Origin of the sequence: Stenotrophomonas sp. 59, from assembly GCF_030291095.1 — a bacterium.
In the GTDB taxonomy this organism is placed as follows: Bacteria; Pseudomonadota; Gammaproteobacteria; order Xanthomonadales; family Xanthomonadaceae; genus Stenotrophomonas; species Stenotrophomonas maltophilia_Q.
Genome location: NZ_CP127408.1, coordinates 1,692,700 through 1,719,671, shown reverse-complemented (window position 1 = coordinate 1,719,671; position 26,972 = coordinate 1,692,700). Strand labels below are relative to the sequence as shown.

Annotated in this window: 20 protein-coding genes and 3 tRNA genes; 17 read left to right on the top strand and 6 right to left on the bottom strand. The window is 66.5% G+C overall.

Annotated elements, in window-relative coordinates; translation table 11 throughout:
- Positions 1-63 precede the first annotated feature (63 nt).
- From QP552_RS07970 to QP552_RS07925, 10 genes are all read left to right on the top strand, one after another.
- Positions 64-624, top strand: coding sequence for a glycine cleavage system protein R (locus tag QP552_RS07970; RefSeq protein ID WP_005409051.1), 561 nt, complete (start codon positions 64-66; stop codon positions 622-624).
- A gap of 92 nt (positions 625-716) precedes the next feature.
- Entirely contained in the window at positions 717-1,196 is a 480-nt protein-coding gene (locus QP552_RS07965; RefSeq protein ID WP_087803263.1) for a peroxiredoxin, read from the top strand.
- 84 nt (positions 1,197-1,280) lie between these two features.
- Positions 1,281-2,681: a PhoH family protein gene (locus QP552_RS07960; protein WP_014036782.1), complete on the top strand. Its 1,401-nt coding sequence runs from the start codon at positions 1,281-1,283 to the stop codon at positions 2,679-2,681.
- Entirely contained in the window at positions 2,678-3,181 is a 504-nt protein-coding gene (locus QP552_RS07955) for a hypothetical protein (RefSeq protein WP_286075502.1), read from the top strand. Before QP552_RS07960 ends, QP552_RS07955 begins: the two co-directional genes overlap by 4 nt.
- A 12-nt stretch (positions 3,182-3,193) precedes the next feature.
- Entirely contained in the window at positions 3,194-3,862 is a 669-nt protein-coding gene (locus QP552_RS07950) for a YoaK family protein (protein WP_049430678.1), read from the top strand.
- A 135-nt stretch (positions 3,863-3,997) separates the two neighbouring features.
- Positions 3,998-4,807 carry a bifunctional hydroxymethylpyrimidine kinase/phosphomethylpyrimidine kinase gene (gene thiD, locus QP552_RS07945; protein WP_286075501.1) on the top strand — a complete coding sequence of 270 codons (810 nt, stop codon included), beginning with the start codon at positions 3,998-4,000 and terminating at the stop codon, positions 4,805-4,807.
- Positions 4,804-5,730 (top strand): alpha/beta fold hydrolase, encoded by a 927-nt coding sequence (locus tag QP552_RS07940; protein WP_286075500.1) that lies wholly within the window; start codon positions 4,804-4,806, stop codon positions 5,728-5,730. Before thiD ends, QP552_RS07940 begins: the two co-directional genes overlap by 4 nt.
- Positions 5,721-5,797 (top strand) — tRNA-Arg (locus QP552_RS07935). The genes QP552_RS07940 and QP552_RS07935 overlap by 10 nt, the downstream gene beginning before the upstream one ends.
- Before the next feature lie 69 nt (positions 5,798-5,866).
- Positions 5,867-5,943: transfer RNA gene (locus QP552_RS07930), tRNA-Arg, on the top strand.
- A gap of 32 nt (positions 5,944-5,975) precedes the next feature.
- A tRNA-Arg gene (locus QP552_RS07925) sits at positions 5,976-6,052 on the top strand.
- Between the two features lie 571 nt (positions 6,053-6,623).
- Here the strand turns inward: QP552_RS07925 and QP552_RS07920 are convergent.
- A complete protein-coding gene (locus QP552_RS07920; RefSeq protein WP_111111496.1) occupies positions 6,624-7,544 on the bottom strand; it encodes a LysR family transcriptional regulator in 921 nt (306 codons plus the stop codon).
- A gap of 140 nt (positions 7,545-7,684) precedes the next feature.
- Between QP552_RS07920 and QP552_RS07915 the strand changes: the two genes are divergently transcribed.
- The gene (locus QP552_RS07915) at positions 7,685-8,386 is read left to right on the top strand and encodes a pirin family protein (protein ID WP_049428172.1); all 702 of its coding nucleotides are present in this window, start codon (positions 7,685-7,687) and stop codon (positions 8,384-8,386) included.
- A 112-nt stretch (positions 8,387-8,498) separates the two neighbouring features.
- Here the strand turns inward: QP552_RS07915 and QP552_RS07910 are convergent, their stop codons facing one another.
- Positions 8,499-10,703: a TonB-dependent siderophore receptor gene (locus tag QP552_RS07910; protein WP_111111494.1), complete on the bottom strand. Its 2,205-nt coding sequence runs from the start codon at positions 10,701-10,703 to the stop codon at positions 8,499-8,501.
- A 144-nt stretch (positions 10,704-10,847) separates the two neighbouring features.
- Positions 10,848-11,543, bottom strand: coding sequence for an alpha/beta hydrolase (locus QP552_RS07905; RefSeq protein WP_106550709.1), 696 nt, complete (start codon positions 11,541-11,543; stop codon positions 10,848-10,850).
- Positions 11,544-11,727: 184 nt separating this feature from the next.
- Between QP552_RS07905 and QP552_RS07900 the strand changes: the two genes are divergently transcribed.
- Entirely contained in the window at positions 11,728-12,867 is a 1,140-nt protein-coding gene (locus QP552_RS07900) for an MFS transporter (RefSeq protein ID WP_111111497.1), read from the top strand.
- Between the two features lie 80 nt (positions 12,868-12,947).
- Here the strand turns inward: QP552_RS07900 and QP552_RS07895 are convergent, their stop codons facing one another.
- Positions 12,948-14,066: an alpha/beta fold hydrolase gene (locus QP552_RS07895; RefSeq protein WP_049428170.1), complete on the bottom strand. Its 1,119-nt coding sequence runs from the start codon at positions 14,064-14,066 to the stop codon at positions 12,948-12,950.
- Between the two features lie 183 nt (positions 14,067-14,249).
- On the opposite strand from QP552_RS07895, the gene QP552_RS07890 reads away from it, so the two are divergent.
- The 5 genes from QP552_RS07890 to aceE all read left to right on the top strand — a co-directional run bounded on the left by QP552_RS07890 (position 14,250) and on the right by aceE (position 24,053).
- Positions 14,250-15,596 (top strand): cytochrome c, encoded by a 1,347-nt coding sequence (locus QP552_RS07890; RefSeq protein WP_111111493.1) that lies wholly within the window; start codon positions 14,250-14,252, stop codon positions 15,594-15,596.
- Positions 15,593-16,519, top strand: a complete 927-nt coding sequence (locus QP552_RS07885) for a c-type cytochrome (protein WP_111111492.1) — start codon at positions 15,593-15,595, stop codon at positions 16,517-16,519. Before QP552_RS07890 ends, QP552_RS07885 begins: the two co-directional genes overlap by 4 nt.
- Before the next feature lie 120 nt (positions 16,520-16,639).
- The gene (locus tag QP552_RS07880) at positions 16,640-19,018 is read left to right on the top strand and encodes a TonB-dependent receptor (RefSeq protein ID WP_111111491.1); all 2,379 of its coding nucleotides are present in this window, start codon (positions 16,640-16,642) and stop codon (positions 19,016-19,018) included.
- A gap of 8 nt (positions 19,019-19,026) precedes the next feature.
- Positions 19,027-21,135, top strand: coding sequence for a phospholipase C, phosphocholine-specific (locus QP552_RS07875; RefSeq protein WP_286075497.1), 2,109 nt, complete (start codon positions 19,027-19,029; stop codon positions 21,133-21,135).
- A 248-nt stretch (positions 21,136-21,383) separates the two neighbouring features.
- The gene (gene aceE / locus QP552_RS07870) at positions 21,384-24,053 is read left to right on the top strand and encodes a pyruvate dehydrogenase (acetyl-transferring), homodimeric type (RefSeq protein WP_286075496.1); all 2,670 of its coding nucleotides are present in this window, start codon (positions 21,384-21,386) and stop codon (positions 24,051-24,053) included.
- A 51-nt stretch (positions 24,054-24,104) separates the two neighbouring features.
- On the opposite strand, the gene QP552_RS07865 is transcribed toward aceE, so the two are convergent.
- Positions 24,105-24,587, bottom strand: a complete 483-nt coding sequence (locus QP552_RS07865) for a LuxR family transcriptional regulator (RefSeq protein WP_106550714.1) — start codon at positions 24,585-24,587, stop codon at positions 24,105-24,107.
- A 123-nt stretch (positions 24,588-24,710) separates the two neighbouring features.
- Positions 24,711-26,882 carry a TonB-dependent siderophore receptor gene (locus tag QP552_RS07860; protein WP_286075495.1) on the bottom strand — a complete coding sequence of 724 codons (2,172 nt, stop codon included), beginning with the start codon at positions 26,880-26,882 and terminating at the stop codon, positions 24,711-24,713.
- Positions 26,883-26,972: the final 90 nt, after the last annotated feature.

Genomic DNA, 26,972 nt, shown 5'->3' with positions numbered 1-26,972 from the left:
ACACCGGTGGATCCCCGCCTCTGGCGGGCATTCAGACTAACGCATGCATTACCCGGAATCGCCTTGACCGACACCACCCCGCGCCCCGCGCCGAGCGAAAACCACCTCCTGATCAACGCCTACACGACGCATCCGGAGTCCCCCCTGCTGTCCGTCACCCGCCGCATCGCCGACAGCGGCTGCAACCTGGTGGACGCACGCCTGGCCACGGTCGGTCGCGATGTCTCGGTCACCGCCCTGGCCACCGGCTCCTGGGACTCGGTGGCCAAGCTGGAAGCGATGCTGACCCGGCTCGAGCGCGAGGAAGGCCTGAAGCTGGTCTGGTACCGCACCGCCGCCAAGCAGGCGCAGTCCAACCTGTTGCCATACATCGTCGAGGTGATCGCTGCCGACAAGCCGGGCATCCTGTTCCAGCTGGCCGATTTCTTCGACCGCCAGGGCATCACCATCGAGAACCTGCAGAGCACCCGCTACCGCGCCATGCAGACCGGTGCGGAGATGTTCAGCGCGCAGGTCACCATCGGCGTGCCGGCCAACATGCACATCGCCGCGCTGCGCGACGATTTCCTCGAGTTCTGCGACCACCTGAACCTGGACGCGATCATGGACCCGATGAAATTCTGATCGGAAGTGCGGATTTTTCGCGCGCCTCTCACGGGCGCGTGGCGTTTCATGCAATTGTCGTAGAAACAACCCAGGCTCGACAGAAGGACCTCATGAACAACGGCGATACCCTGGACAGCACTACCCTCTCCCTGCCGCTGGCACTGTCCGGTGGCAACCAGGCCACCCTCGGCGACTATGCCGGCCAGTGGCTGGTGCTGTACTTCTACCCCAAGGACAGCACGCCCGGCTGCACCACCGAAGGCATCGACTTCAACGCGCTGCTGCCGAAGTTCAAGAAGGCCGGTGCGGTCGTGCTCGGTGTCTCGCGCGACTCGGTGAAGTCGCACGACAACTTCTGTGCCAAGCAGGGCTTCAGCTTCCCGCTGGTCAGCGATGGCGACGAAGCGCTGTGCACCGCCTTCGACGTGATCAAGATGAAGAACATGTACGGCAAGCAGGTACGTGGCATCGAGCGCAGCACCTTCCTGATTTCCCCCGACAGCCGCATCGTGCAGTCCTGGCGCAAGGTCAAGGTTGCCGGCCATGCCGATGCCGTTCTCGCCGAACTGAAGGCCTCCCAGTCCAAGTGAGTCCCACTGCCTACTGTGTCTGCCATCACCCTGCCCCGCAGCAGGCCGTGGTGGTTTTTCCCTGTCCGTAACCAGGAATCGACGATGACCCGAGGCAAGCGCATCTACGTGCTGGATACCAACGTGCTGATGCACGATCCCACCGCGCTGTTCAAATTCGAGGAGCACGACGTCTACCTGCCCATGCAGGTGATCGAGGAGCTCGACAACGGCAAGAAGGGCACCTCCGAAGCGAGCCGCAACGCCCGCCAGGTGAGCCGCTTCCTCAACGAACTGGTGCAGGCATCGGGCCTGGACAACCTGGCCGACGGCATTCCGCTGCAGCGGCCCAATGGCCTGCAGCTGCGCGGCAAGCAGAGCGCGGGCAAGCTGCGCTTCCAGACCAGCCATTTCGATGCCGGCAAGAGCTTCGGCAAGGTCATTCCGGACAACGCCATCCTCGGCGCGATCCTGGCCCTGAAGGAAGAAACGCCGGACCTGCCGGTGGTGTTCGTTTCCAAGGACATCAACCTGCGGATCAAGGCCGCCATCGCCGGCATCGTGTCCGAGGACTACGAAAACGACCGCGCGCTGGACGATTTCAGCCTGCTCTACACCGGCGCCACCGAGCTGCCGGAAGACTTCTGGAAGCGCCACGGCGACGACCTGCGCAGCTGGAGCGACAAGGGCCGTACCCATTACGAAATCCTCGCGCAGGACGGCGAGGAGTGGTACCCGAACCAGTACGTCTACCTGCCCGGCGAAGACGAAGTCGAACTGCGCGTCAGCCGCGTGGTCGGCGACGGCAAGGTGGTGCTGTCGCTGGTCGATGATTTCCGCCACGGCAGCCACGCCGTGTGGGGCATCAGTGCGCGCAACCGCGAGCAGAACTTCGCGCTCAACGCACTGATGGACCCGGAGATCGACTTCGTCACCCTGCTGGGTACCGCCGGTACCGGCAAGACCCTGCTGGCACTGGCCGCCGGCCTGGCGCAGACGATGGACCAGCAGCGCTACCGCGAGATCATCATGACCCGCGCCACGGTCAGCGTCGGCGAGGACATCGGTTTCCTGCCGGGCACCGAGGAAGAGAAGATGACGCCGTGGATGGGCGCGCTGACCGACAACCTGGAAGTGCTCACGCACAACCAGGAAGGCGGCACCTGGGGCCGCCAGGCCACCAACGACCTGCTCGCCAGCCGCATCAAGATCCGCTCGATGAACTTCATGCGCGGCCGCACCTTCCTGTCGCGCTACCTGATCCTGGACGAGGCGCAGAACCTCACCCCGAAGCAGATGAAGACGCTGATCACCCGTGCCGGCCCCGGCACCAAGATCGTCTGCCTGGGCAACGTCGAGCAGATCGACACCCCGTACCTGACCGAAACCACTTCGGGCCTGACCTACGCGGTGGATCGCTTCAAGAACTGGCCGCATAGTGCGCACATCACCCTGCGCCGTGGCGAGCGTTCGCGCCTGGCCGATTACGCTTCGGAGGTGTTGTGAACCGCTGCACCCGCCTGCTGCTGCCCACGGCTGCGATCACCCTCGCAGCCGTGCTCGGCGCCTGCACCACTACGCGCGGCCCGGCCAGCGTGCCGACCGCCGAGCGCACCGGCCAGTCCTGGGTCGTCACCCGCCCGATCATCGCCGCGCAGGTGCTCGACACCTGCTCGCGGCCCAGCCCCGGCCGCGAGGCCGGGCGGGTCAGCGGCTACTGGGCACCCAGCCGGCAGCAGATCGATCAGCTGGAAGCGCGGCTGTCATCGCTTGAAGCACAGGTGCCGAAGGTGCTGGACTTCGACCGCCAGTACGTCGGCATCGAAAGTGCCGGCCAGCGGCTGATCTACATCAACGCCTTCCCGCACGACGACAGCGGCGTGAATCCCGCACGGGAAGCGATCCGCGCCTGCGATGGCGGAGCACAGTTCTGGGGCGCAGTGTTCGATCCGGCCAGCAACACCTTCAGCGAGCTGCAGTTCAACGGCGGCTTCGGCGGGCCCTGAGGGGCCTCGCCGATGGGAATACGCCTGCCCACCTGGGTCTGGATCGGTGCGGTCGCGCTCTCGTGCGTAGCCGGCATGGTCAACGTGGTCGGCTTCCTCGGTTTCGAGCACCAGGCGGTCAGCCACATGACCGGCAGTACCAGCCAGCTCGGCATGGCACTGGCCCAGGGGGACTGGCGCGCCGTCGGGCACCTGTGGGGGCTGCTGATCGCGTTCTCGCTGGGCGCGATGCTCAGCGGCCTGTTGATCCAGGACAGCGCCCTGCAACTGGGCCGGCGCTATGGCGTGGCACTGGCGCTGGAATCGGCGTTGCTGCTGATCGCCATTCCGCTTTTTGAACAACAGCAGATCTGGGGCGCGCTGGCCGCCGCCATGGCCTGCGGCCTGCAGAACGCGATGGCCACCACCTTCAGTGGCGCGGTGGTGCGCACCACCCACCTCAGCGGCATGTTCACCGACCTGGGCATCGGCCTCGGCCACCTGCTGCGCGGGCTGCCGCTGCAGGTGCGGCGCCTGACCCTCAGCGGACTGATCATCAGCGGCTTCCTCGCCGGCGGTGTCATCGGCGCCTGGCTGTTCGTACGCTGGCAATACGACGCCCTGCTCGCTCCGGCCCTGCTGACCGGCCTGACCGGGCTGGGCTATGTGCTGTACCAGCAGTGGGCACGTTGGCGGCATTGAGGGTTGCGCTGCGGGCGCCTGGGGGTCAGATCCCTTTTCCTGCGAAAAAGGGATCTGACCCCGCCTGACGGATCGAAGGCATCCACGCATGGCGTGGATCTACCCTCCCCTGCAGGACCACGGCACAATCGCCTGATGAGCCCGACCACTCCCGTTTCCGCCCTCACCATCGCCGGCTCCGACTCCGGCGGCGGCGCCGGCATCCAGGCCGACCTGAAGGCCTTCGCCGCGCATCGCGTGCACGGCCTTTCGGCGATCGCCGCGCTGACCGCACAGAACACCCGCGGCGTGACCGCCGTACATGTGCCACCGATCGACTTCCTGCGTGCGCAGCTGGACGCCTGCTTCGACGACTTCGACATCCACGCGGTGAAGCTCGGCATGCTGGCCAACGCCGAAGTGATCAACGCCGTCGCCGACGCACTGGAGAAGCATCGTCCGCCCCACGTGGTGCTGGACCCAGTGATGGTCGCCACCAGCGGCGCACGCCTGATGGAAGACAGCGCATTGCAGGCCATGCGTGAGCGCCTGATCCCGCTGGCCACGCTGATCACCCCCAACACGCCGGAAGCAGAACTGCTGGTCGGCCGGAAGATCAGCAACGGCGAAGACGCAGAACAGGCCGCCTCGGCCCTGCTCGACCTCGGAGCTGGCGCAGTGCTGCTCAAGGGCGGCCACCTGCTGGAAGGCAATCGCGTGATCGACCGCTATTTCGACGGCGTCAGCAGCGAAGAATTCATCCATGCGCGCCTGCCACTGGACGCGCACGGTACCGGCTGCACGTTGGCTTCGGCCATTGCTGCGCAGCTGTGCAATGGCCTGAGCCTGGCCAATGCCTGCGAAGCCGGCATCGACTACGTTGCACGTGGGCTGCAGCAAGGCTATGCGCCGGGCCGCAGCGAAGTGCTGGTGCTCGACCATTTCGGCGCGGCACCGCACGCATGAGCCTGACGCCGCGCATCCTCGCCGTGCAGTGCAACGACGGCCATCGCTACGAAGTGATCGCCTGCGTGCCCGCAGAGGCCATCGCGCGCCTGCTGTGGCTGCCCGCGCTGGGCGTGGCTGCGCGCCACTATCTGCCGCTGGCGCAGGCACTGGCAGCGAGGGGCGTGGCGGTCTACCTGCATGAGTGGCGCGGCAACGGCAGCAGCTCGCTGCGGCCATCGCGCACGCGGGACTGGGGCTATCGGGAAGTACTCGAACAGGATCTACCGGGCAGCCAGGCCGTTCTGGCTGCAGCGGATGACGAGGCTGGCGCCCTGCCCTGGATCATCGGCGGCCACAGCCTTGGTGGGCAGCTGGCCTGCGTGCATGCAGGCCGCAATCCGCAGCACTTCAAGCGCCTGTGGCTGGCTGCCAGCGGCTCACCGTTCTGGCGCAGCTTCCCGCCAACACGGGGCTGGCTGCTGCCGCTGGTCTACCGCTTCCTGCCGTGGATCGCGCAACGCCAGGGCGTCCTGCATGGCCGTCGCCTTGGCTTCGGCGGCACCGAGGCGCGCGGCCTGATCGCCGACTGGGCGCGCGTCGGCCTGAACAACCATTACGCCGCGGTCGGCATGGACGAAGACCTCGACGCGCAGATGGCGCGCGTGCATGGCAGCGCGCAGGCGGTGCTGATGGAACATGACTGGCTGGCACCGACCGGATCGATGCAGACGCTACTGGCGAAACTGCCGAATGTGGTCGCGCAGCTGCGCGTGCTGTCCGCGCAGGAACTGGGTACGCACGCCGATCACTTCGCCTGGCTGAAGGCCCCGGACGCCGTGGCTGACAGCTTTTTCATTCAGTTGGATGAAAATTTTCACAAAACTGTTGACGGTGCGCGCCGACATCCGCATAATTCCGCTCCTGTCGCAGGGCGCCCGTAGCTCAGTTGGATAGAGTACCTGGCTACGAACCAGGCGGTCGGGAGTTCGAATCTCTCCGGGCGCACCACTCGACAGGTTTCCAGCATCCGCCGCTGGAAATGAAGTAAAATTAAGCAGTAAATTGATTGTGTACCGCGCGCCCGTAGCTCAGTTGGATAGAGTACCTGGCTACGAACCAGGCGGTCGGGAGTTCGAATCTCTCCGGGCGCACCATACACAGTCAACACAACAAGTTTATGTAATTGGCGCCCGTAGCTCAGTTGGATAGAGTACCTGGCTACGAACCAGGCGGTCGGGAGTTCGAATCTCTCCGGGCGCACCATTACACCGAAACAGCAGGCCTCGGCCTGCTGTTTTTTTATGCGTGTTTTTCGGCAGGGCTGCGCCCTGCACCTGCAGAGGCCACGGCCGGAGCAACAGCAACAGCTGGCATTCCGAGGGATGGCGGGGCGGCATGGGCAGGCAGGACACGCCGTAAACCCATCCATGGGGGCTCGATGGCGGCATCCATGCCGCCAACGGTCCTGCCTGCCCATGCCACCCCACCTCTGACAGATTTCAGCGATCTGGTAGATCCACGCCATGCGTGGATGGATCTCCATCGGAATCGAACATTTCGAATCGAGATCGAAAAGCATCCACGCATGGCGTGGATCTACCGTGTCGACCAAGGTCGACACCTACCAACAGCCGCAGGAATGTGTCGAAGGCGGGGTGGGTCCGGTTGCGGGAGTGTCCGCGGCATGGATGCCGCGGCCAAGCCCCCATGGACGGGTTTACGGCGTCTCCCGCAACCGGACCCACCCCGCCATCCCTCAGCAAACCAGCTTCTGCTGTTGCTGTTGCTGTTGCTCCAGCTCGTAGCGGGTGCAGGGCGCAGCCCTGCCGTACACCTACCCCCTGGCCATCGCCTGCCACCACTGCGACAGCAGCTCCGGCCTGCGCAGGCGTTCGCGCCACCAGCGCAATGCGGCGCCATCCTCACCGGTGCGCCAAGCCAGCCAGAAGGTCTCTTCCGGCTTGTGTTCCTCCACCTCGCGGATCACCAGCTGGCCACGCGCCACCGCAGCACGCGCGCACGGCTCGGGCAGGAAGCCGAAGCCCACGCCTTCGCATTGCAGCTTCAGCTTGCTGGCCATGTCCGGCACCGTCAGCATCTCCTGCCCCATCAACAGGCCGACCGTGCGTGGCAACAGCCGCCGCGCCGAATCGGAGACGGCGATCGCGCAGTGCTCGACCAGCTGCTCGCGCCCGAGCACGCCCGGTGCTGCAGCCAATGGATGATCGGGTGCGACCGCGAATACGAAATCCACCGTGCCCAGCGGCTCGACCACGTAACCGCCACCACTGGGCCCCTCGCCCGGCGCGCCGACCAGCAGGTCGGCCCGGCGATCCAGCAAGGCCTCCCAGGTACCGGACAGCGCCTCGCCGATCAACCGCAGCCGGGTCGGCGCCTCGGCCTCACGGAAGGCGGCGATGTCCGGCCCCAGCAGCCAGGTCGGGAACACCGAGTCCACCGCCAGGGTCAGCTCGGTCTCCCAGCCCGACGCCACCCGGCGCACCCGCAGTTCCAGCTCGCGTGCGGCGCGCAGCAGATGACGGCCCTCGTCCAGCAGCGCGCGACCGGCCTCGGTCGGCTCGGCGCGCGGGCCGACCCGGTCGAACAACTGAACGCCCAGGTCCTCCTCCAGCTTGGCTACGGTGTAGGAGATGGTCGAGGGCACCTTGTGCAGGGCCTTGCCGGCGCCGGCAAACGAGCCGCGGCGGTCGATGGCGTCCAGGATCTGCAGGGCATCGAGGCTGAGCTTGAGCATTCGAATTTTTCGATGATGGCTGTCAAAACTATCCGTTTTTCAAACCCTGGGCGCAAGCGGATACTTCTCTCCAACGGGGAAACACAGCGGCTACCAGCCCACCCCGCCCCATCGAAACCATCGAACAAGGAGATTCCATCATGCTGCAGATCCGCAAGAGCGCTACCCGTGGCCTGGCCGAGCATGGCTGGCTGTCCTCGCGCCATACCTTCTCCTTTGCCAACTACTACGACCCCCGCTACGTCAGCTTCGGCCCGCTGCGGGTGATCAACGAAGACAAGGTGATCGGCGGACAGGGCTTCGGCACCCACGGCCACAGCAACATGGAGATCATCTCCTACGTGCTGGGCGGTGCGCTGGAACACAAGGACTCGATGGGCACCGGTTCGGTGCTGCGCTACGGCGACGTGCAGCGCATGAGCGCCGGCAGCGGCGTCACCCACAGCGAGTTCAACCACTCGGCCGACGAGACCGTTCACTTCCTGCAGATCTGGATCTTCCCGGATGCGGAGAACATCGCGCCGTCCTACGAGGAGACCCACTTCACGCCGGACAGCAAGCGCGGCCAGCTGCGCCTGATCGCTTCGCCGGACGGTGCCGACGGTTCGCTGCGCATCCATCAGGACGCCCGCATCTTCGCCACCATTCTCGATGGCGGCCAGAAGCTGCACCACGCTCTCGGCAACGGTCGTGGCGCGTACGTGCAGGTGGCGCGTGGCCAGCTGCAGGTGAACGGCATCACCCTGGAAGCCGGTGATGCGCTGCAGGTCAGCGACGAAGCGCAGCTGACCCTGGAGAACGGCAACGACGCCGAAGTGCTGGTGTTCGACCTGCCGCTGTAACGACAGCGCCCGCGATGCCATCACGCATCGCGGGCGTCTTTGTAGAGCCGAGCCCATGCTCGGCTGCGGTTGGCAGCCAGCCGAGCGTGGGCTCGGCTCTACAGGACCGGCGTCAGAACCTGTAATTCAGGCTCAACCGCACATTGCGCGGCTCGCCCCAGGTGTAGGTGCTGTACCAGCTGAAGATCGTGTAATACCGCTTGTCCAGCAGGTTGTTGACGTTGAGCGTGGCCGACAGGCGATCGTTGAATTCATAGCGCGCCATCGCATCGAGCAGCCAGTACGGCTGGGTGCGATGCACGACCTGCGCACCGGTGGCCGGGTTGCTGATCTCGCCGAACGTGGAATCCTGCCAGCGCGCGCCACCGCCCAGCGTCAGGCCCTTCCAGTCGCCACGCAGGCGATAACTGGTGTGCAGGCTGAACTGGTTTTCCGGCTCCAGCGTGGTGACCTTGGCACCGGCCTGGCGGGCGATCTTGTGCGAGAAGCCACCCTGCACCTGCCAGCCCTCGGCCAGCTGGCCCGACATCTCAAGCTCGTAGCCCTTGGTACGCACGCCCATCAGGGCGCGATAGGCATCCTGCCCGTCCGGCGTCTTGCCGCCGGTGGGCTGGGCGAAGTTGTCCTGGTCGAGCTGGAACAGCGCCGCACTGGCGTTGAAGCGCCCATCGAGGAACTCGGCCTTCAGGCCCATCTCATAGCTGCGGCCTTCAAGCGGATCCAGCGCCTTGCCCTGCTCGTCACGTTCGCTGTGCGGCTTGAAGATGGTGCTGTAACTGGCATACACCGAGTAGTGCTCGCCAAGGTCATAGACCACACCGGCATATGGCACGAACACGCCGGTCTCGCGCGTGCCCGGCGAGCGGTAGCTGGCCAGGCGGCTGCCCACGATCACCTTCAGTGGATCGGCCACGTCGAAACGACCGACCACATAGACGCCGTTCTCGCGCGTCACTTCATTGTTATCGTAGCTGCGCTGCCATTGCGGCTCCGCAATGTCGCCCTGCCATGCGCGGTAATCGGGCACCTCGGTCGGATAGCCGGGCTGCGGCGAGTAACCGGTATTGGTCCAGCGCTTGCGCGAGGCGCTGCCACCGACCACCAGCTCATGCTCGCGGCCGAACAGGCCGAAATGACCGCTCAGGTAGAAGTCGGCCGCGTTGCTGACAGTCTTGCCAACGTACTTGCCCAGCCACAACGACACGCCTTCGCCGGTGACCGGATCGGGATTGCCACCGGCCGCACCCGCCAGCGCCGCGTCATAGCCGTTGACCTGGTGGTTGAGCTGCAGCTTGGCCACCCAGTCGTTGGCGAAGGTGTGCTCGAGCGTGGCAAAGCCGGTGCGAACATACTGGCGCCAGCCACTCCAGCGGGTGCCGTTGTTGAACGAACGCGGCATGTCATTGAAGTTGCCGGCACTGTCCAGCAGCGGAATGCCGCCCCAGGTCGAACCCTTCGGGTCGCTGTCCATCGCATCGCCACCCACGGTCAGCAGCGTGCGCTCGCCCAGATCGGCTTCCAGCACCGCGTAGCCGACCTTGCTGGTGCGCTGGTAGTAATCGAGATTGGAATGCTTGTCCTGCCAGGCGCCCACTGCACGACCGCGCACGCGTCCATCGGCGGTCAACGGGCCGCCGACATCGATCTCGGCACGGTAGTCATCCCAGCGCCCCACACCCAGCGTCGCGCTGCCGGCGAAGTCCTTGCCCGGCTTCTTGCGCACCAGGTTGATGGTCGCGCCGGGATCTCCCATGCCGGTCAACAGACCGGTGGCGCCCTTGAGCACCTCGATGCGGTCATAGATGGCGGTATCACTGAGCGTGTTGCCCGCCGAGTAGGCCGAGTCACGCGACATCGGGATGCCGTCGTACTGGAAGTTCTGCACGGCGAAGCCACGTGCGTAGTACTCGGTGCGCTCGCTGTCGTAGGTGACGATGCTGATGCCAGGGGTCACCCGCATCACGTCATCGATGCCGTGCAGGCCGAAGTCATCCATCTCGGCACGGGTGATCACGCTGATGGTCTGCGGAGTCTGCCGCGGCGTCAGCACCAGGCGGGTGGCGGTGGCGATGGTGCCCGGCGTATAGGCGCCGCTGCCTTCGGTGATGGTGCCCAGCTGGTTGGCCGTGACCTGCACCGTCTGCAGGGTCTGCGAGGCGGGTGCCTGGCGATCCTTGTCCGGTTCGGTCGCGGACTGCGCGGCAGCCATTGCGCTGCTGCCCAACAATGCAACCAGCAGGCTCTGCGCGAGCACCTGCGGCAGCAGGCGGCGACGCGGCAATGAGGACGGAAGACGGACAACGGGCACGTACAGCACGACAGGACCTCCACGATCGGGTGGGATCCTCTGGCGGCGGCTGGAGGCAGGATGGGAACGCGGCCGGACAGCCGCAGGCGCAGGAGTGTACTCCCCTGCGCCCCGGCTGTCGTGCAGCGTGCCGTCGTGCTGCGCTGCTGGGGCTCAACCGCCGATGGCGGCGCAGGCCTCCAGGATCAACGCGGTGACCTCCCTGGGCTTCGATGCCAGCGAGGCATGGCTGGCATCCAGCTCCAGCAGGCGCTTGGGCTGCATCCGTCCGGCCATGGCCTTCTGGTTTTCCGGTGCGATCATGCGGTCATGGCGGGAGAGCTGGTACCAGCTTGGCTTGTGCTTCCATGCAGGGTCGCTCACCGTATCGCCAAAGGTGCTGGCCAGCGGCGCCTTCTGGGTCACCGCCATCACCCGGCCTTCGTCGTCGCTCAGGTCCTGGCAGAAGCTCTCATGGAACTTGTCGGCACGCAGCCACAGGTAGCCGTCGCTGTCCGGGGCCAGGTTCGGCGCCGCTTCCGGAAGATGCTGCTGGGTGATGCCGCCGGGGCTCTCACCTGCATCGGGAGCAAAGGCGGCGATGTAGACCAGGCCCTTCACATTGGCCTCGTTGCCGGCCTCGCTGATCACTGCGCCGCCGTAGGAGTGGCCGACCAGCAGCACCGGTCCATCGATCTGGCGGATCATTTTCCGGGTGCGCCCTGCGTCGTCGGCCAACGACGTGAGTGGCAGTTCCACCGCCTGCACGCGGTCGTGGCCATTGCGATGCAGTTCCAGGATCACCTTGGCCCAATGTGCGGCCCCGCCCCAGAATCCATGGACGAGGAGGATGGTCGGTGTCGTGCTCATGAACAGGTCTCCGGCAGCGGCCGGCGGGATGCCGACCGTGCAGCCACTGTCCGTGCATGGCGTTAATCACTGGTGACGCAATCGGGTCACTGCAATCGTATGCGTCGTCCGATGTCATGCATGGCACTTGCCGAACCCGACTGGAACCGTTTTCATGGCGATTCCCTGGAGCTTCGCGCCGCGCATGACGCCTTCATCCCCACGTGCCCAGCAGCACGCCACCCGTGCTGCCTTCTTCATTCCCGGATTCGCCACCGCTGCATGGGCACCGATGGTGCCTTACGCCAAAGCCAAGGCCGGGCTGTCCGATGCCAGCCTCGGTGCCGTGCTGCTGTGCCTCGGCCTCGGCTCGCTGCTGGCGATGCCGCTGGCGGGCGCATTGACGGGGCGGCTGGGCTGCCGCCGGGTAATGGTGATCACCTGCGCGATGATGCTGTGCGCCCTGCCCCTGCTGGTACTGGCACCGACGCCACTGGCACTGGGGGCGGCACTGTTCGTGTTCGGTGCAGGCGTCGGCGCCCTGGACTGCGCGATGAACATGCAGGCAGTGGCCGTCGAACGCGATGCCGGGCGGCCGATGATGTCGGGCTTCCATGCCTTCTACAGCATCGGCGGCTTCGTCGGCGCCGGCTGCATGACCGGCCTGCTTGTGCTTGGAACACCGTTGTGGATGGCCGCGCTGGCTTCGGTGACGGCACTGCTGCTGGTGGCGGCGCTCTCGGCGCCGCACTGGCGCCCGCAACGGATCCTGCATGAGGGGCCGTTGCTGGCGTTGCCGCATGGCGTGGTGCTGTTCATCGGCGTGCTGGCCTTCGTGGTGTTCCTCGGCGAAGGCTCGATGCTGGACTGGAGCGCGGTGTTCCTGGCCGAAGTGCGAGATGTGCCGCGCGACCAGGCCGGGGCTGGCTTTGCGGTGTTCACCCTGGCAATGACCGCGATGCGTTTGTTCGGCGATGGCATCGTCGAGCGCCTCGGTCGTACCCGCACGATCGTCATCGGCGGCATCACCGCAGCGGCCGGTTTCAGCCTGGCCACGCTGGTGCCGTCGTTCCCGGTGGCACTGGCCGGCTACGTGCTGGTCGGGCTGGGCTGCGCCAACATCGTGCCGGCGCTGTTCTCGATGGCCGGCCAGCAACGGGTGATGCCGGAGAGCATCGCCATCACCGCAGTCACCACGCTGGGGTACGCCGGCATCCTCGCCGGCCCGGCAGCCATTGGTGCGCTGGCTCACGCCACCAGCCTCGGCTTCGCCTTCCTGTGCGTGGCCGCCCTGCTGCTCGGCGTAGCCGCCTCCGCCCGCGCACTGGCACAACGCCTGCCCTGACATAAAAAGGGGACGGAGGGGATCAAGTCGTTTCCAACGCAGGTGTGCGGGAAACGACTTGATCCCCTCCGTCCCGTTTTTCAGGTGTGGGTGAGCCACTCGGCCTGGGCTGGCAGCTGCGGGGCCGGACAGGCGCTCTTCGGGTGGTGCTCGTCGCGCGCCATCCAGTCGTCGACCACGCCGGCCAGCAGGTCCAGCCGCAGCGGCAGGGTGATGTGGTCCTCGCCGCGCATCTCGATGTAGTGCGCGCGCGGGTTGGCCAGGGCCAACTCGCGGCCCTGGCTGACCGGAATGTGCTGGTCGCCCTGCCCGTGCAGCAACAGCACGCAGGCGCGGGTATCGGCCAGCGCGCGGGCCACGTCCACACGGTCCAGATCGACGTCGATGCGGCGGCTGGCGGCGGCGATCACCTGGTTGATGTCCTGGCCGCCATAGCGCCAGCGCGCGTAGGAGGCCACCGCCTGCGCCTTCAGGCCTTCCGGCTGCAGCCCCATCAGGTGCGGAATCATCGTGCGGATGGCCACGCCTGCGTTGGCGAACGATTCCATCGCCACCACGCCTTCCACCTGGTCCCCCAGCTTGTCGGCGGTGAACACCGCCGTGGCCGCGCCATACGACACGCCGAACAGATACAGCGGGCCGGTCACTTCGCCGCGTGCACGCAGTTCGCTGATCACATCGACCACATCGTCCGATTCGTAGGTGCCATAGCCGGACGGCCCCGCACCGGACTGGCCATGGTTGCGCAGGTCGAGCGTGACCACGCGGTAGCCGGATTCGGCCAGCTGCAGCGACCACGGCAACATCGAATCACCGTTCATCATCCACCCGTGCAGCAGCACCACGGTGCCGCGCGGCGCCTGCGCACGGAACGGCTGCGGTACCGCCAGGCTCAGGCCGGTATCCAGCGGCAGGCCGTTCTCGTGGCGCTGCGGCAGGTAGCGGTAGCGCGCGCCGTAATCCCCCGGGTCGAACACGCGCCAGAAGATCGGCACGCCATCGCGACCCGGTGCGAAGCCATGGCGGTTGGGCAGTTCGGCAATGGCCGCGGCGATGCGCGGGCGATCGAGCAGGGTCGACACGCCACCCGGCGCGATCAGCCGATCGGCGAGCGAGGTGGACGACGCGTTGATCGAGGAAGAGCATGCAGCCAGCCACAGGCCGGCGCACGCCAGCAACAACAGCAGCAGGCGCTTCATGGGCAATCGGGGAAAAGGTGCGACAGCGTGGCAGGTTAGCGACGCGGGCACGGGCCATCTATCGCGCATGGATGACGGCTTGATGACAACGCAGGAACGATTCAGCTTGGTGTACAAGCTGTATCCGTTCAGTCATTGATCCGGATCAGTGAACACGCGCGCGGGAATCTCCACAGTGCCGCCATGCGCACCTCGCTCAAGCTCGCCATTGCCCTGGCCGCCTCGCTGGCCGCCGCCTACGGCATCGCCCGCACCACGCCCTACTGGTTTGCGCCGCGGCAGACGGCGCAGGTCGATATCCACGACCCGACGCTGATCGCGCAGGGCCAGTACCTGTCGCGCGCCGCCGATTGCGCGGCCTGCCATACCGCACCGGGCGGCAAGCCGTTCGCCGGTGGCCTCGGCATGCAGACGCCGATGGGCACGATCTACTCGACCAACATCACGCCCGATCCGCAGACCGGCATCGGTGCCTACGATTACGCCGACTTCGAGCGCGCGGTGCGCCGTGGCATCCGCCACGATGGCCAGCCGTTGTATCCGGCCATGCCGTACGCCTCGTATGTGATCGCCAGCGATGCCGAGGTCAAGGCGCTGTACGCCTACTTCATGGGCTCGGTGCAGCCGGTGAAGCAGGACAATGCCGACAGCACCATCCCGTGGCCGGCCAACATGCGCTGGCCACTGGCCTGGTGGCAGCTCCTGTTCGCACGCCCGCGCAGCTTCAACCCGGATCCGAAGCTGGATGCCGGCCAGCAGCGCGGCGCTGAACTGGTTGAAGGCCTGGCCCATTGCGGTGCCTGCCATACGCCACGCGGCCTGGCCTTCCAGGAAAAGGCCATGGCCGACGATGGCAGCCGCCAGTTCCTGTCCGGTTCGGTGCTGGAAGGCTGGTATGCGAAGAACCTGCGCAATGAATCGACCGGCCTGGCCAGCTGGAATGAAGGCGAGATCGTCGACTTCCTGCGCACTGGCCGCACCGATCGTTCGGCGGCTTTCGGTGGCATGGCCGATGTGGTCGAGCACAGCACGCAGTACCTGTCCGATGCTGACCTGCTGGCGATGGCGCGCTACCTGAAGCAGCTGCCCGCCCGCGAAGGGCGTAGCGCGCAGTGGTCGCCCGGCACCGATACGACCACCGCCGCACTGCGCAGCGGCGACTACCGCGTGGCCGGTTCCCTCGCCTACGCCGAGCACTGCCAGGCCTGCCATCGCGCCGACGGCCGCGGCATGCCGCGCGTCTATCCGGCCCTGGCCGGCAACTCGATCGTGTTCGCTGACGATCCCAGTTCGCTGGTGCAGGTGACCCTGATCGGCGGCCGCACGCCGCATACGCCGCATGACCGCATGGCCTTCACCATGCCCGGCTTCGAGCAGCTGCCGAACGCGCAGCTGGCACAGATCCTGACCTTCATCCGCAGCAGCTGGGGTAACCAGGCCAGCGCGGTGAGCGAGGTCGACGTGGCGCGGATGCGCCGGGTGGTGCGCGACAAGCCGGTGCACTACGTTCCGCAGGAGGCCGCACGATGAAGCGTTCGCGCAGACGTTCCCGCCTGCTGATCGGCAGCGCGATCACCATGGCGCTGCTGGCCGGTGCTGGCACCCTTGCCTATCGCCACCTGTACCCGGACCTGGATGCCGCCGTGGCCAGCACGATCGATATCCTCGATGCGCAGGGCAAGGTGGTCGGCCACTACCAGGCGCCCAGCGCCGAAGAGATCGCCGGGCTGGGCAATGCCGAATCGGTGATGCTCGGTCGCCGCCTCCTCAACGAAACCGCGCGACTGCTGCCGGACAACGTCGGCAACGATCTGAACTGCAATTCGTGCCACATGGCCGAAGGCAAGCGACCGTTCGGCAACCACTACTTCAACACCGGCGGTGGTGCCTATCCGCGTTACATGCCGCGCCCGGGCAAGATGATCGGGCTGGCCGAGCGCATCAATGGCTGCCTGCAGCGTTCGATGAACGGCAAGCCGCTGCCGAAGGACGCGCCGCAGATGCGCGCGATGCTCGACTACATGGCGTGGCTGAGCAGTCCTGTACCAGACGGTGCAAAGGTCGCCGCCCCAAGCGAAGGACCGATCGACAGCACACTGACCCCGGACCCGAACCGTGGCCAGGCGCTGTACGCCGTGCAGTGCGCAGCGTGTCACGGCGACAACGGCGAAGGCCGGCGCGACGCCAGCGGTGACATCGCCTTCCCACCGCTGTGGGGCGACCACAGCTTCAACATCGGCGCCGGCATGGCGCGCCTCTACAAGGCCGCCGGTTTCGTCAAGCACAACATGCCACCGGCAGTGACCCGCGAGCCCCCGCTCGGGCAGCAGGTGATGCCCGACCAGGATGCGGTGGACATCGCCAGCTACTTCATCAACCAGCCGCGGCCGGACTTCGCCAACAAGGCCAAGGACTGGCCGCGCGACCCGAAACCCAAGGACGCGCGGTACTGACAGGCAAGCGGCCGGAGGCACCGGCCGTCACACAACACGGTTCCTGCATCTCTACGTCATGCCGATGTCATTGGCGCTGCCGACACTCCGGGGCTTCCCTCTGCTGAAGGTCCGGTTTCGATGCGAACGATTGCGCGCTTTCCCCGTGTTTCGCTGCTTGCCCTGCTGATCGCCCCTGCACTGGACGCCCTGGCCGAAGCACCGCAGGGCGACGCGGCCGAGGCGCGCAGCACTGATGCCCGCACCCTGGACCAGGTGCAGGTGATCGGCCAGGCCACCAGCTACGCCAAGACCTCGGTGCGCGCGGAAACACTCAACCGGCAGACGGTGATGAGCAGCGTCAACGACGCGCTCAATGAAGTGCCGGGCGTGGTGGTCAGCGAGGCCGATGCCACCGGTTCGTCGGTGTGGGGCACGCAGATCAGCATGCGCGGCTTCGTCACCAACCGCGATACGCAGCAGATCGGCACCACCATCGACGGCCTGCCGAACGGTGGTTCGGGCTACGGCGGTGGCTCGCTGGCCAACCGCTACATCGACACCCTCGATCTGGAGACGGTGGAAGTCAGCCAGGGCACCGCCGATATCTCCTCGCGCTCGAACGAGGCGCTGGGCGGCACGCTCAACTTCCTCACCAGCGATCCGCTGCAGGACAGCCGCCTGCGCTTCGTGGTCGGTGCCGGTGACAACGATGCGCGCAAGTACTACGTGCGCTACGACACCGGCCTGCTCGGCGGCCACACACGCGCCTGGGTCAGCGCCTCATCGTCCAAGGTGCACGACTGGATCGACGGCACCGGCCACGCCAGCAACGATCACATCGCCGGCAAGTTCATCACCGAACTGGACCGCTGGACGCTGACCGGCTACCTGTCCTACAACGATGCCGACGAACCGGAGTACACCAGCGTTTCGCCGAAGGGCTTCGCCACCAACCCGGAGCGCGACAACCTGGTCGGCACCCTGACCGGCATCCCGTACCTGGACCAGAACTACCGTTCCGGTTCGCGTGCGCTGCGCGAGAACACCTTCGGCTACCTGCGCGCGGCGTTCGATGGCGGCAATGGATTCAAGGCCTCGGTGGCCGCCTACGGGCACCGCATGCAGGGCCGCGGCGACTGGCTGCCGCCGTACCTGGCGCAGGTCAGCGATGACGGTGCCGGCCGCCCCGAGTCGGAGTACATCGGTGGAAAGACCGTGTACGGCGGCAGCAACCGCGGCCAGATCTTCTTCGTCAATCCCGACGGCAGCGCCGCGCAGCGCCTGGCCAGCTGCACGCCGCGGTTGGGCTTCACCGCCGAGTACGATCCGAACTGCTACGCCGGCAACGTGCTGGGCGCGCAGTCGTACCGCCACACCCACTACGACAATGATCGCATGGGCGTGACCGCCGACGTCGAATGGCGCCAGACGTTTGGCGCGGTCGACAACACGATCCGCGGCGGCCTGTGGGTGGAGAAGCTGGACCGTTCGGCGCGCCGCGACTGGCATCGCCTGCTCAATGTCGGCCAGAGCATCGACTTCGACCACCAGCCGTACTGGGTGCAGTTCGAGGACAAGTACAAGGTTGACGAGCAGATGTACTACGTCGAGGACGTGGCCCGCTTCGGCCCGTTCAGCGCGCGCCTGGGCGTGAAGCAGTTCTTCGTCGACCAGTCGCGCCGCCGCGTGATCGGTGCCAGTGAGCACGTCACCTCCGATTCCAAGTCCGATCCGCTGCTCTCCACCGGCTTCACCTGGGCACCCGGCGTGGAAGGCATGGAGCTGTTCGCCGGCTTCTCGCAGAACTTCGCCGCGATTCCGTCCGGCGTGCTTGGCGAGACCGACCCGCAGCGCTTCCGCAACGTCGAGCCCGAAACCGCCGACAACATCGAAGTGGGCATGCGCATCAGCCGCTGGCCGCTGACCGCCTCGGTCACGCTGTACAACATCAAGTTCGACAACCGCATCGTCTACCTGCCGGCGGGCTTCGTCAGCGGCATCGATTACCTCGGCGAGACCGACGGCGTCTACGAGAACTTCGGTGGCGTGGAAAGCAACGGCCTGGAAGCGGCGTTCGGCTATGGCTGGGACAATGGCTGGCGGATCAACGCGGCCTACACCTACAACCGCTCCAAGTACCTGGGCAGTGGCAATGCCGCCCGCGATACCCAGCTGGGCATCGTCGACGGTGCCAAGGTGATCGGCCAGCCGGAGAACACCCTGGTGCTGTCGGCCGACTGGCAGGGCGCCAACTGGAACTTCGGCCTCTCCGGCCGTTACCTGGGCACGCGCTACCTCGATGCCGCCAACGTCAACAAGCTGCCCTCGGCCACCGTGTTCAACGCCAACATCGGCTTCGATCTGCAGGGCCTGTCGCCGCGCCTGAAGGGCATGGGTGCCAACCTGGTGGTGAGCAACCTCACCGATAAGCGGTATCTTGCAGGGGTGGACGGCCGCGACAACGCCTTCATCGGCGCTCCGCGCACCGTCGGCATCTCCTTCCGCGTGGACCTGTGAGTGAGCCCGTGACCGATATCGGCCGACGCCGGTTGTTGCAGGCCGGCGTCGCCGCCGGCCTTTCCCCGCTGCTGCCCAGCATCGCCCGGGCCGCAGCGATCGCCCCCGCCGCGCAGACGCGCAGCCTGGAAGACCTGCAGCACATCGTGGTGTTCATGCAGGAGAACCGTTCGTTCGACCACTACTTCGGCACGCTGCCGGGCGTACGTGGCTTCGGTGACCGGTTCGTCGCCCCGGCCGCCGCGCTGGAAGCGGGTGGCCGCACCCGCAGCCTGTGGCTGCAGCCTGATGCCAGCGGCAAGCGTGCGATCGCGCCCTTCCCGCTGGATACCGCCGCGCATTTCGGCTACATGCGCGTGGAAGGCACGCCGCATACCTGGCCCGATGCGCAGCGCGCCTGGGACCACGGGCGCATGGGGCAATGGCCGAAGGCCAAGCAGAACCACTCGATGGGCTACTTCCAGCGCAACGACCTGCCGTTCCAGTTCGCGCTGGCCGATGCCTTCACGATCTGCGATGCGTACCACTGCGCGATGCAGGCCGGCACCAACCCGAACCGGGTGTTCCTGTGGACCGGTCACAACGATGCGCAGGCCCGCGCGGGTGGCCCGGTGATCGCCAACTCGCACGACAACTTCCCCGAACACGGCGGGCATCCGGCGTCGTACCGCTGGACCAGCCATGTCGAGCGCCTGCAGAAGGCCGGCGTGTCCTGGCAGATCTACCAGGACATGGCCGACAACTTCACCGACAACCCGCTGGCCGGCTTCGAGGCGTTCCGTCGGGCCTACAGCGCTGCGCCCGGGCATGATCCGCAGCTGCGCGCACGCGGTGTCAGCACCCGTGGCCTGCCACAGCTGCGCCAGGATGTGCTGGACGGGCGCCTGCCGCAGGTCAGTTTCATCATTGCCGACGCTGCCGGCAGCGAACATCCTGGCCCGTCCAGCCCGGCACAGGGCGCGGCCTATACGGCACGCGTGCTGGACGCGCTGACCGCCGATCCGGAGGTGTGGAGCCGCACCGCCCTGCTGCTGATGTTCGACGAGAACGACGGCTTCTTCGACCATATGCCGCCACCGGCCCCTCCCTCGCCGGTGAACGGTGGATGGGCAGGTGCCTCGTCGGTCAGTACCGAGGGCGAGTATCACCGTCATCCCGCACCGGGCGACGAGAAGTACGATGCCGCCGAGCTGCGCGGACGCCCGTATGGTCTCGGTCCGCGCGTGCCGCTGTACGTCATCTCGCCGTGGAGCCGCGGCGGCTGGGTCGATTCGCAGGTGTACGACCACACCTCGGTCATACGGCTGATCGAACGTCGCTTCGGCGTGGCCGCACCGGACATCTCGCCGTGGCGCCGCGCCGTCTGCGGTGACCTGACGGGCGCCTTCGACTTCGCCCAGCGTGATACCCGTCCGTTCGTGCGCGGCCTGCCCGATGTCAGCGCGGTGGCGGCACGTGCGGCAGCCCTGCCGGGGCGTACCGTGCCGGCGCTGCCGGAGGGACTGAAACCGGCGAAACAGGAAAGCGGCGTGCGCCCTGCACGTGCCCTGCCCTATCGGCCGCAGGCATCGATTGCTGAGGTCGACGCCTCGGGCGTGGATCTGGCGTTGTCCTGCGAAGGCGCGGCGGCGGTGTTGCATGTCTACGACCGGCTGCGGCTGGACGCGGTGCCACGCCGCTACACGCTGCTGCCGGGCATGCCGCTGCGCGAGCGCTGGCCGCTGGACGCCCAGGGCCGCTATGACCTGTGGCTGCTCGGCCCGAACGGCTTCCACAGGCACTTCAAGGGCAGCGCCAAGGCATCCGCTGTGCAGGCCACGGTCGAGCGTGCGGATGGCCAGCTGCGGCTGCACCTGCGCAATATGGGTGACAGCGCGCAGCAATTGCGCGTGCATGCCGGTGCCTATACCGGGCACATGCCCGAGCAGACGCTGGCGCTGCCGGCGCATGCCGAGACCTCGCTGGCCTGGGATGCGGCCCCTACCGCAGGCTGGTACGACCTGCAGCTCAGCGCGGGTGAAAGTGTGCTGCGCCTGGCCGGACGCGCCGAGGATGGCCGCCCCGGCACCAGCGACCCGGCAATGGGCAGCGAGCCACTGCGGTTCGATCACGATTGAACCGCCGCGCTGTTGTGGAGTCGAGCATGGCTCGACTCTACACACGGGAAGCAACACTGGATTGGCGCAGACCCAAGCCGCGCCCGTCTACCCGCGATCCGGGCACGCACCTACGCTTGTCTTCTCGGTGGCCGCCACGGCCGCCCTTCGCGTCACGGCCCCGCCGTTGCGACCCCGCTCCAGTGCTGTGCGCCCTGCCGGTGTTGTCGCCCAGGCAGAAGTCCGACCGGCGCCCTCTGGAGACAGTCATGAACCAAGCCCTGATCCCCTTCGATACCGACCCGCTGGAAACACGGGAGTGGCGTGAATCGCTGGAGGCGGTGATGCAGGCCGGCGGCCGGCCGCGCGCGCATTACCTGATCGACCAGCTGAGCGATCTGGATGCCCAGCAGCACGGCGACCTGCATACCCGTGCCTGGACGGCCTACGTCAACACCATCCCGCCCGAGCGCCAGCCGGCCTACCCGGGCGACCTGGCCATCGAGCGCCGACTGAACGCGATGATCCGCTGGAACGCGATGGTGATGGTGCTGCGTGCCGGCAAGCATTCCAACGTCGGCGGCCACATCGCCACCTACCAGTCGGCGGCGGTGCTGTACGACGTCGGCTTCGATCATTTCTTCCGTGGCCGCACCGACACCTTCGACGGCGACATGATCTACATCCAGGGCCACTCCGCGCCGGGCATCTATGGTCGCGCCTACGTGGAAGGCCGCATCGATCCGGCACGGATGGACAACTTCCGCCGCGAAGCCGGTCGCGAAGGCCTGTCCTCGTACCCACACCCACGCCTGATGCCGGAGTTCTGGCAGTTCCCCACGGTATCGATGGGCCTGGGGCCACTCACCGCCGCCTACCAGGCGCGCTACATGCGTTACCTGGAATACCGCGGCCTGAAGGAACACCAGGGCCGCAAGGTCTGGGCCTTCCTCGGCGACGGCGAGATGGACCAGCCCGAATCGCTGGCGGCGATCTCGCTGGCCGGCCGCGAGCGGCTGGACAACATCGTGTTCGTGGTCAACTGCAACCTGCAACGCCTGGATGGGCCGGTACGCGGCAACGCCAAGGTCATCCAGGAACTGGAGGGCACCTTCCGTGCGGCCGGCTGGAACGTGATCAAGCTGATCTGGGGCAGCGGCTGGGACGACCTGCTGGCCCGCGACCACAGCGGCCTGCTGCGCCAGCGCATGATGGAGTGCGTGGACGGCGACTACCAGACCTTCAAGTCGCAGAGCGGCGCCTACGTGCGCGAACACTTCTTCGGCCGCTACCCCGAGCTGCTGGAGCTGGTCGCGCACATGAGCGACGACGATATCTGGGCGCTGGCGCGTGGTGGCCATGATCCGCAGAAGGTGTTCGCCGCCTACCAGCAGGCCGTGAACACCAGCGGCCGGCCGACGGTGATCCTGGCCAAGACGGTCAAGGGTTTTGGCATGGGCGAAGCCGGCGAAGGCCAGAACATCAACCACCAGCTGAAGAAGATGAGCGCCGACGCGGTGCGCGCCTTCCGTGACCGCTTCAACCTGCCGGTCAGCGACGACCAGCTGGAAGAAATGCCCTACCTGCGCCCCGAACCCGGCAGCGCCGAGGCGGCCTACTTCGCCGAGCGCCGCCGCATCCAGGGTGGCCAGCTGCCAGCGCGCCTGGCCAAGGTCGATCCGCTGCCGCTGCCACCACTGTCGATCTTCAACACCCAGCTGCAGGGCAGCGGCGATCGTGGCCAGTCCACCACCATGGGCTTCGTGCGCATCCTCACCAGCCTGCTGAAAGATCCGGACCTGGGCAGGCTGGTGATTCCGATCGTGCCCGATGAATCGCGCACCTTCGGCATGGAGGGCCTGTTCCGCCAGATCGGCATCCACTCCTACCTCGGCCAGCTGTACACGCCGCAGGATGCCGGCCAGCTGAGCTATTACAAGGAAGCCAAGGACGGCCAGATCCTGCAGGAAGGCATCAACGAATCCGGTGCGATCTGTTCGTGGATCGCCGCCGGCACTGCCTACAGCAACCATGGCCTGGCCACGATTCCGTTCTACATCTTCTACTCGATGTTCGGCCTGCAGCGCGTCGGTGACCTGGCCTGGGCCGCTGCCGATGCGCGTACCCGCGGCTTCCTGCTCGGTGCCACGTCGGGCCGCACCACGCTGATGGGCGAAGGGCTGCAGCACGATGACGGCCACAGCCACGTGCTGTCGTCGGTGATCCCGAGCTGCGTGTCCTACGACCCGACCTACAACTACGAGCTGGCGGTGATCATCCACGACGGCCTGCGCCGCATGTATGTCGACCAGGAAGACATCTACTACTACATCACCGTACTCAACGAGAATTACCCGCAGCCGGCCCTGCCCGAGGGCGCCGAAGCCGGCATCCTGAAGGGCCTGTACCTGCTGCACCCGGCGGCCGCCGACACCACCCGGCCACGGGTGCAGCTGATGGGCAGCGGCGCGATCCTGCGCGAGGTGGAAGCAGCGGCAGAGCTGCTGCAGCAGGACTTCGGCATCGCCAGCGATGTGTGGAGCGCGACCAGCCTGACCGAACTGCGCCGCGATGGCCTGGCCGCCGAGCGCTGGAACCTGCTGCATCCGGCCGAGGAGCCGCGCGTGCCCTACGTGCAGCAGTGCCTGCAGGGCCACGACGGCCCGGTGGTGGTGGCCACCGACTACATGAAGATCGTCGGCGACCAGATCCGTCCCTTCATCAACGACCGCCGCTTCACCGCACTCGGCACCGATGGCTTCGGCCGTTCCGACACGCGTGAATCGCTGCGCACGTTCTTCGAAGTCGATCGCCACTTCATTGTGCTGGCGGCATTGAAGTCGCTGGCCGACGAAGGCCGCATCGAGCGCTCGCGGATGCAGGAAGCCATCGACAGGTACGGCATCGACACCGGCAAGCGCGATCCGGCTGCGGTGTAGGGCTGCTGCATTCACCACGCCCGCTGTGCGGGCGTGGTGCAGGCGACGCCGCTACGGCATGCGCTTGAACAGATTGGTCTGCAGGATCGGGGTACCGTCGTGGCCGTAGAACGCCTTGGTTTCGGTCATCGTCGTGCGGTCGGCCGCTACGGTATAGATGCGGGTGGACGCTGGCGTTCCATGGTCCACCAGCTGCATCACCAGGGTGTTCGGCGCCGGCAGTTTCAGGTTGGCCTTGTCCGCGCCGTAGGTGCCGGACAAGGCGCCCGGCGTGCCGTCGAGGGACAGCGTTCCATCAGACTTCATGGTCTTGCCGTCGTGCAGGACGATGTCCACGTGCGAACTCCAACGACCAGCACCGGCATCCTTGAACTCCAGCACCACGTGCTTCGGGCGCTGCGCCTCGGGTAGCGCAGACGTGGCGACATCCAGCGACCAGCGCCCCAGCAGCGGTGAGGGCGCTGCCTCCACCGCGAACGCCGAAGCGGCCGGCAGCGAAAGCGCAGACATCAACACAGCGGACAGCAGCTTCATACGTTGCTCCATTCCCGTGAAGAAGACGCTGCGTGAAGCGCTGTGGGGCGCAGCACCCCGGATCGTGCACAGCATCGTCGCCCTGCACAAGGCAGGGCGCTGAACGTACGGCAACCTCCTGCCTTAATAGCCAACCTTCACGGTGAACATCACGTTTCGCGGCGCGCCGTACCAGCCCTGGTTGTAGAAGCCGATCTGCGAGTAGTAGTGGCGGTCGAACAGATTGTTGATGTTGACCGCCGCCGACACGTTGGAGCTGAACTGGTAGCGCGCCATCAGGTTCACCAACGCGTAGCTGGGTTGCTCCACCGGCACCCGCCGGTTCCCTGGCGCGGTGGCGGTCTGGTACATGCGGTTCTGCCAGTCCACACCTCCACCGATGGTCAGCCGGTCCCAGGTACCGGGCAGGCGCCAGGTGGTGAACAGCTTGAACAGGCTGCGCGGCTTGGCGGTGTTGATCGCCCTGGCCTGCGCGTCCTGCGCGATGAAGGTGGTGAAGCTGGTGCCCAGGCTCCACCCCGGCAGCGGCTCACCGGCCAGTTCCAGTTCCAGGCCGTCAACCGTTGCGCCCTTCACCGCACGATACGCCGCCTGCGTACTGCCCTCGACCAGCCCACCGGTAGCTTCGGCGAGGTTGTCCTGCTGGGTGCGGAACAGTGCCGCCGAGGCATTCAAGCGCTCCTGCAACCAGCTGCCCTTGAGACCCAGCTCATAGCTGCGGCCGCTGACCGGGTCGAGGATCTGCCCGGTTTCATTGCGGTTGTTCTGTGGTTTGAAGATGCCGGTGTAACTGGCATACGCGCTGCTGTAGCCGTTCAGGTCCCAGACCACGCCGGCATACGGCACGAACTCGTTGCGGTAACGGTATTTCCGCTTGCTGCCGAAGTAGACCTGGTCGGTCTCCCAGTTGCTCAGGCGGCCACCGACGATCACATGCAGGGGATCGGCCAGCGACAACCGCGCCACGGCATAGGCGCCGCTCTGATGATTGTCCAGATCATCGGCCTGGGTCTTGTTGCTGGCCCACACCGGCTCGGGCGTGCCCGGCCCGTGCCAGTCGAAATAGCTGGCCAACGGTGGCAACGGCGCCAGTGCGCGGTACTGCCCCAGTGCGATCTGATCTCGCGAGCGCGACCAGCCCATCGACGCAGTGTGCTGGCGGCCGAACAACTGGAACGGGCCGGTCAGGCTGACACTGACCGCCTCGCGGCGCACCGGCCCGTCGTAACGGGTGAAGCTGTTGCCACTGGGCATGGCACCAGTGCCCGGATCGGGATAGCCGCCACGATAGAGGTGCTTCATTTCCATGTCGGTGTGCGAACGGCTGTAGGACACGCGCGCCTGCCAGTCGTTGCCGAAACGGTGGTTGAAATCGAAGAAGCCGTTGCGGGTATCGGTGCTCATCCGTGCCCACGGGGTGGTAGCCGATACCGAGCGATCGAAGCGGGTACGCGTGCCGTCAGCATTGAACAGCGCGAAGCCACTACCGAAGCCGCGGTTGTCGTTGGCCTGGTAGGAGAAGCCGGCGATCAATCCGGTGTCTTCGCCCAGGTCCATGCTGACCACGCCGTAGAGCGTCTTCGCGGTGCTGTCCAGGCCCGCCGTATAGCTGTCCCCCTCGGCCTGGGCGGCGACCACGCGGCCACGCACGCGCCCTTCCCGGCTGAGTGGGCTGGACACGTCCACCCAGGCGCGCCGCGCGTCCCAGCTGCCCAGGCTGATGCCGCCACTGGCAGCGAAATCACGCAGCGGACGCTTTCGCACATAGTTCACCGCCGCCGAGGGGTTGCCGGCACCGGTCATCAGACCATTGGCGCCGCGCACGATCTCGATGCGGTCGTACACCACCATGTCCAGGTTGTTTTCGCCGAAATTCCACGGCGACAGCACTGGCATGACCACACCGTCGAACTGGTAGTTGTCGATGTCGAAGCCGCGTGCCGAGAACGAGTAGCGGTTGGCATCACTGCGCGTGACCGAGATTCCCGGAGCGGTGGCCAGTGCATCGGCGGTGCTGAGCAGCCCGCGGTCCTCGATCTGCTGGCGGGTGATGACGCTGACCGACTGCGGCGTCTGCCGCGAGGTGAGCGACAACCCGGTCGCCGTGCCCATGGAATCGGTGGTGTAGGAACGCGACGTTTCGGTGCTGCCATCAAGGTCGGCAGTGACCTGCACGGTCGGCAGCTGCGAGGTTGTCGCGGACGGGGCGCGCTCGGCGGCATGGGCGGCGTTGAACAGCGCCAGGGTCGCGCCGATGGCGGTTGCCAGGGCACTCGGGCGGGAACAGGCAGGCATGGGAGATCCAGCAGGAGAGAAAGGCTGGATGAGAATTATTGTCATCTGAGCGTGAGCGCAGGTATGCGCGGACACAACAGGTGTATGCGC

Bases quoted from the DNA above. Each gene is read 5' to 3' on its own strand.
- QP552_RS07895 (WP_049428170.1), bottom strand. From the start codon at position 14,066: ATGAAGCGCCTGCTGCTGTTGTTGCTGGCGTGCGCCGGCCTGTGGCTG.
- QP552_RS07890 (WP_111111493.1), top strand. From the start codon at position 14,250: ATGCGCACCTCGCTCAAGCTCGCCATTGCCCTGGCCGCCTCGCTGGCC.
- thiD (WP_286075501.1), top strand. From the start codon at position 3,998: ATGAGCCCGACCACTCCCGTTTCCGCCCTCACCATCGCCGGCTCCGAC.
- QP552_RS07905 (WP_106550709.1), bottom strand. From the start codon at position 11,543: ATGAGCACGACACCGACCATCCTCCTCGTCCATGGATTCTGGGGCGGG.
- QP552_RS07860 (WP_286075495.1), bottom strand. From the start codon at position 26,882: ATGCCTGCCTGTTCCCGCCCGAGTGCCCTGGCAACCGCCATCGGCGCG.
- QP552_RS07915 (WP_049428172.1), top strand. From the start codon at position 7,685: ATGCTGCAGATCCGCAAGAGCGCTACCCGTGGCCTGGCCGAGCATGGC.
- QP552_RS07900 (WP_111111497.1), top strand. From the start codon at position 11,728: ATGACGCCTTCATCCCCACGTGCCCAGCAGCACGCCACCCGTGCTGCC.
- QP552_RS07880 (WP_111111491.1), top strand. From the start codon at position 16,640: ATGCGAACGATTGCGCGCTTTCCCCGTGTTTCGCTGCTTGCCCTGCTG.
- QP552_RS07920 (WP_111111496.1), bottom strand. From the start codon at position 7,544: ATGCTCAAGCTCAGCCTCGATGCCCTGCAGATCCTGGACGCCATCGAC.
- QP552_RS07965 (WP_087803263.1), top strand. From the start codon at position 717: ATGAACAACGGCGATACCCTGGACAGCACTACCCTCTCCCTGCCGCTG.
- QP552_RS07960 (WP_014036782.1), top strand. From the start codon at position 1,281: ATGACCCGAGGCAAGCGCATCTACGTGCTGGATACCAACGTGCTGATG.
- QP552_RS07940 (WP_286075500.1), top strand. From the start codon at position 4,804: ATGAGCCTGACGCCGCGCATCCTCGCCGTGCAGTGCAACGACGGCCAT.
- QP552_RS07950 (WP_049430678.1), top strand. From the start codon at position 3,194: ATGGGAATACGCCTGCCCACCTGGGTCTGGATCGGTGCGGTCGCGCTC.
- aceE (WP_286075496.1), top strand. From the start codon at position 21,384: ATGAACCAAGCCCTGATCCCCTTCGATACCGACCCGCTGGAAACACGG.
- QP552_RS07885 (WP_111111492.1), top strand. From the start codon at position 15,593: ATGAAGCGTTCGCGCAGACGTTCCCGCCTGCTGATCGGCAGCGCGATC.
- QP552_RS07865 (WP_106550714.1), bottom strand. From the start codon at position 24,587: ATGAAGCTGCTGTCCGCTGTGTTGATGTCTGCGCTTTCGCTGCCGGCC.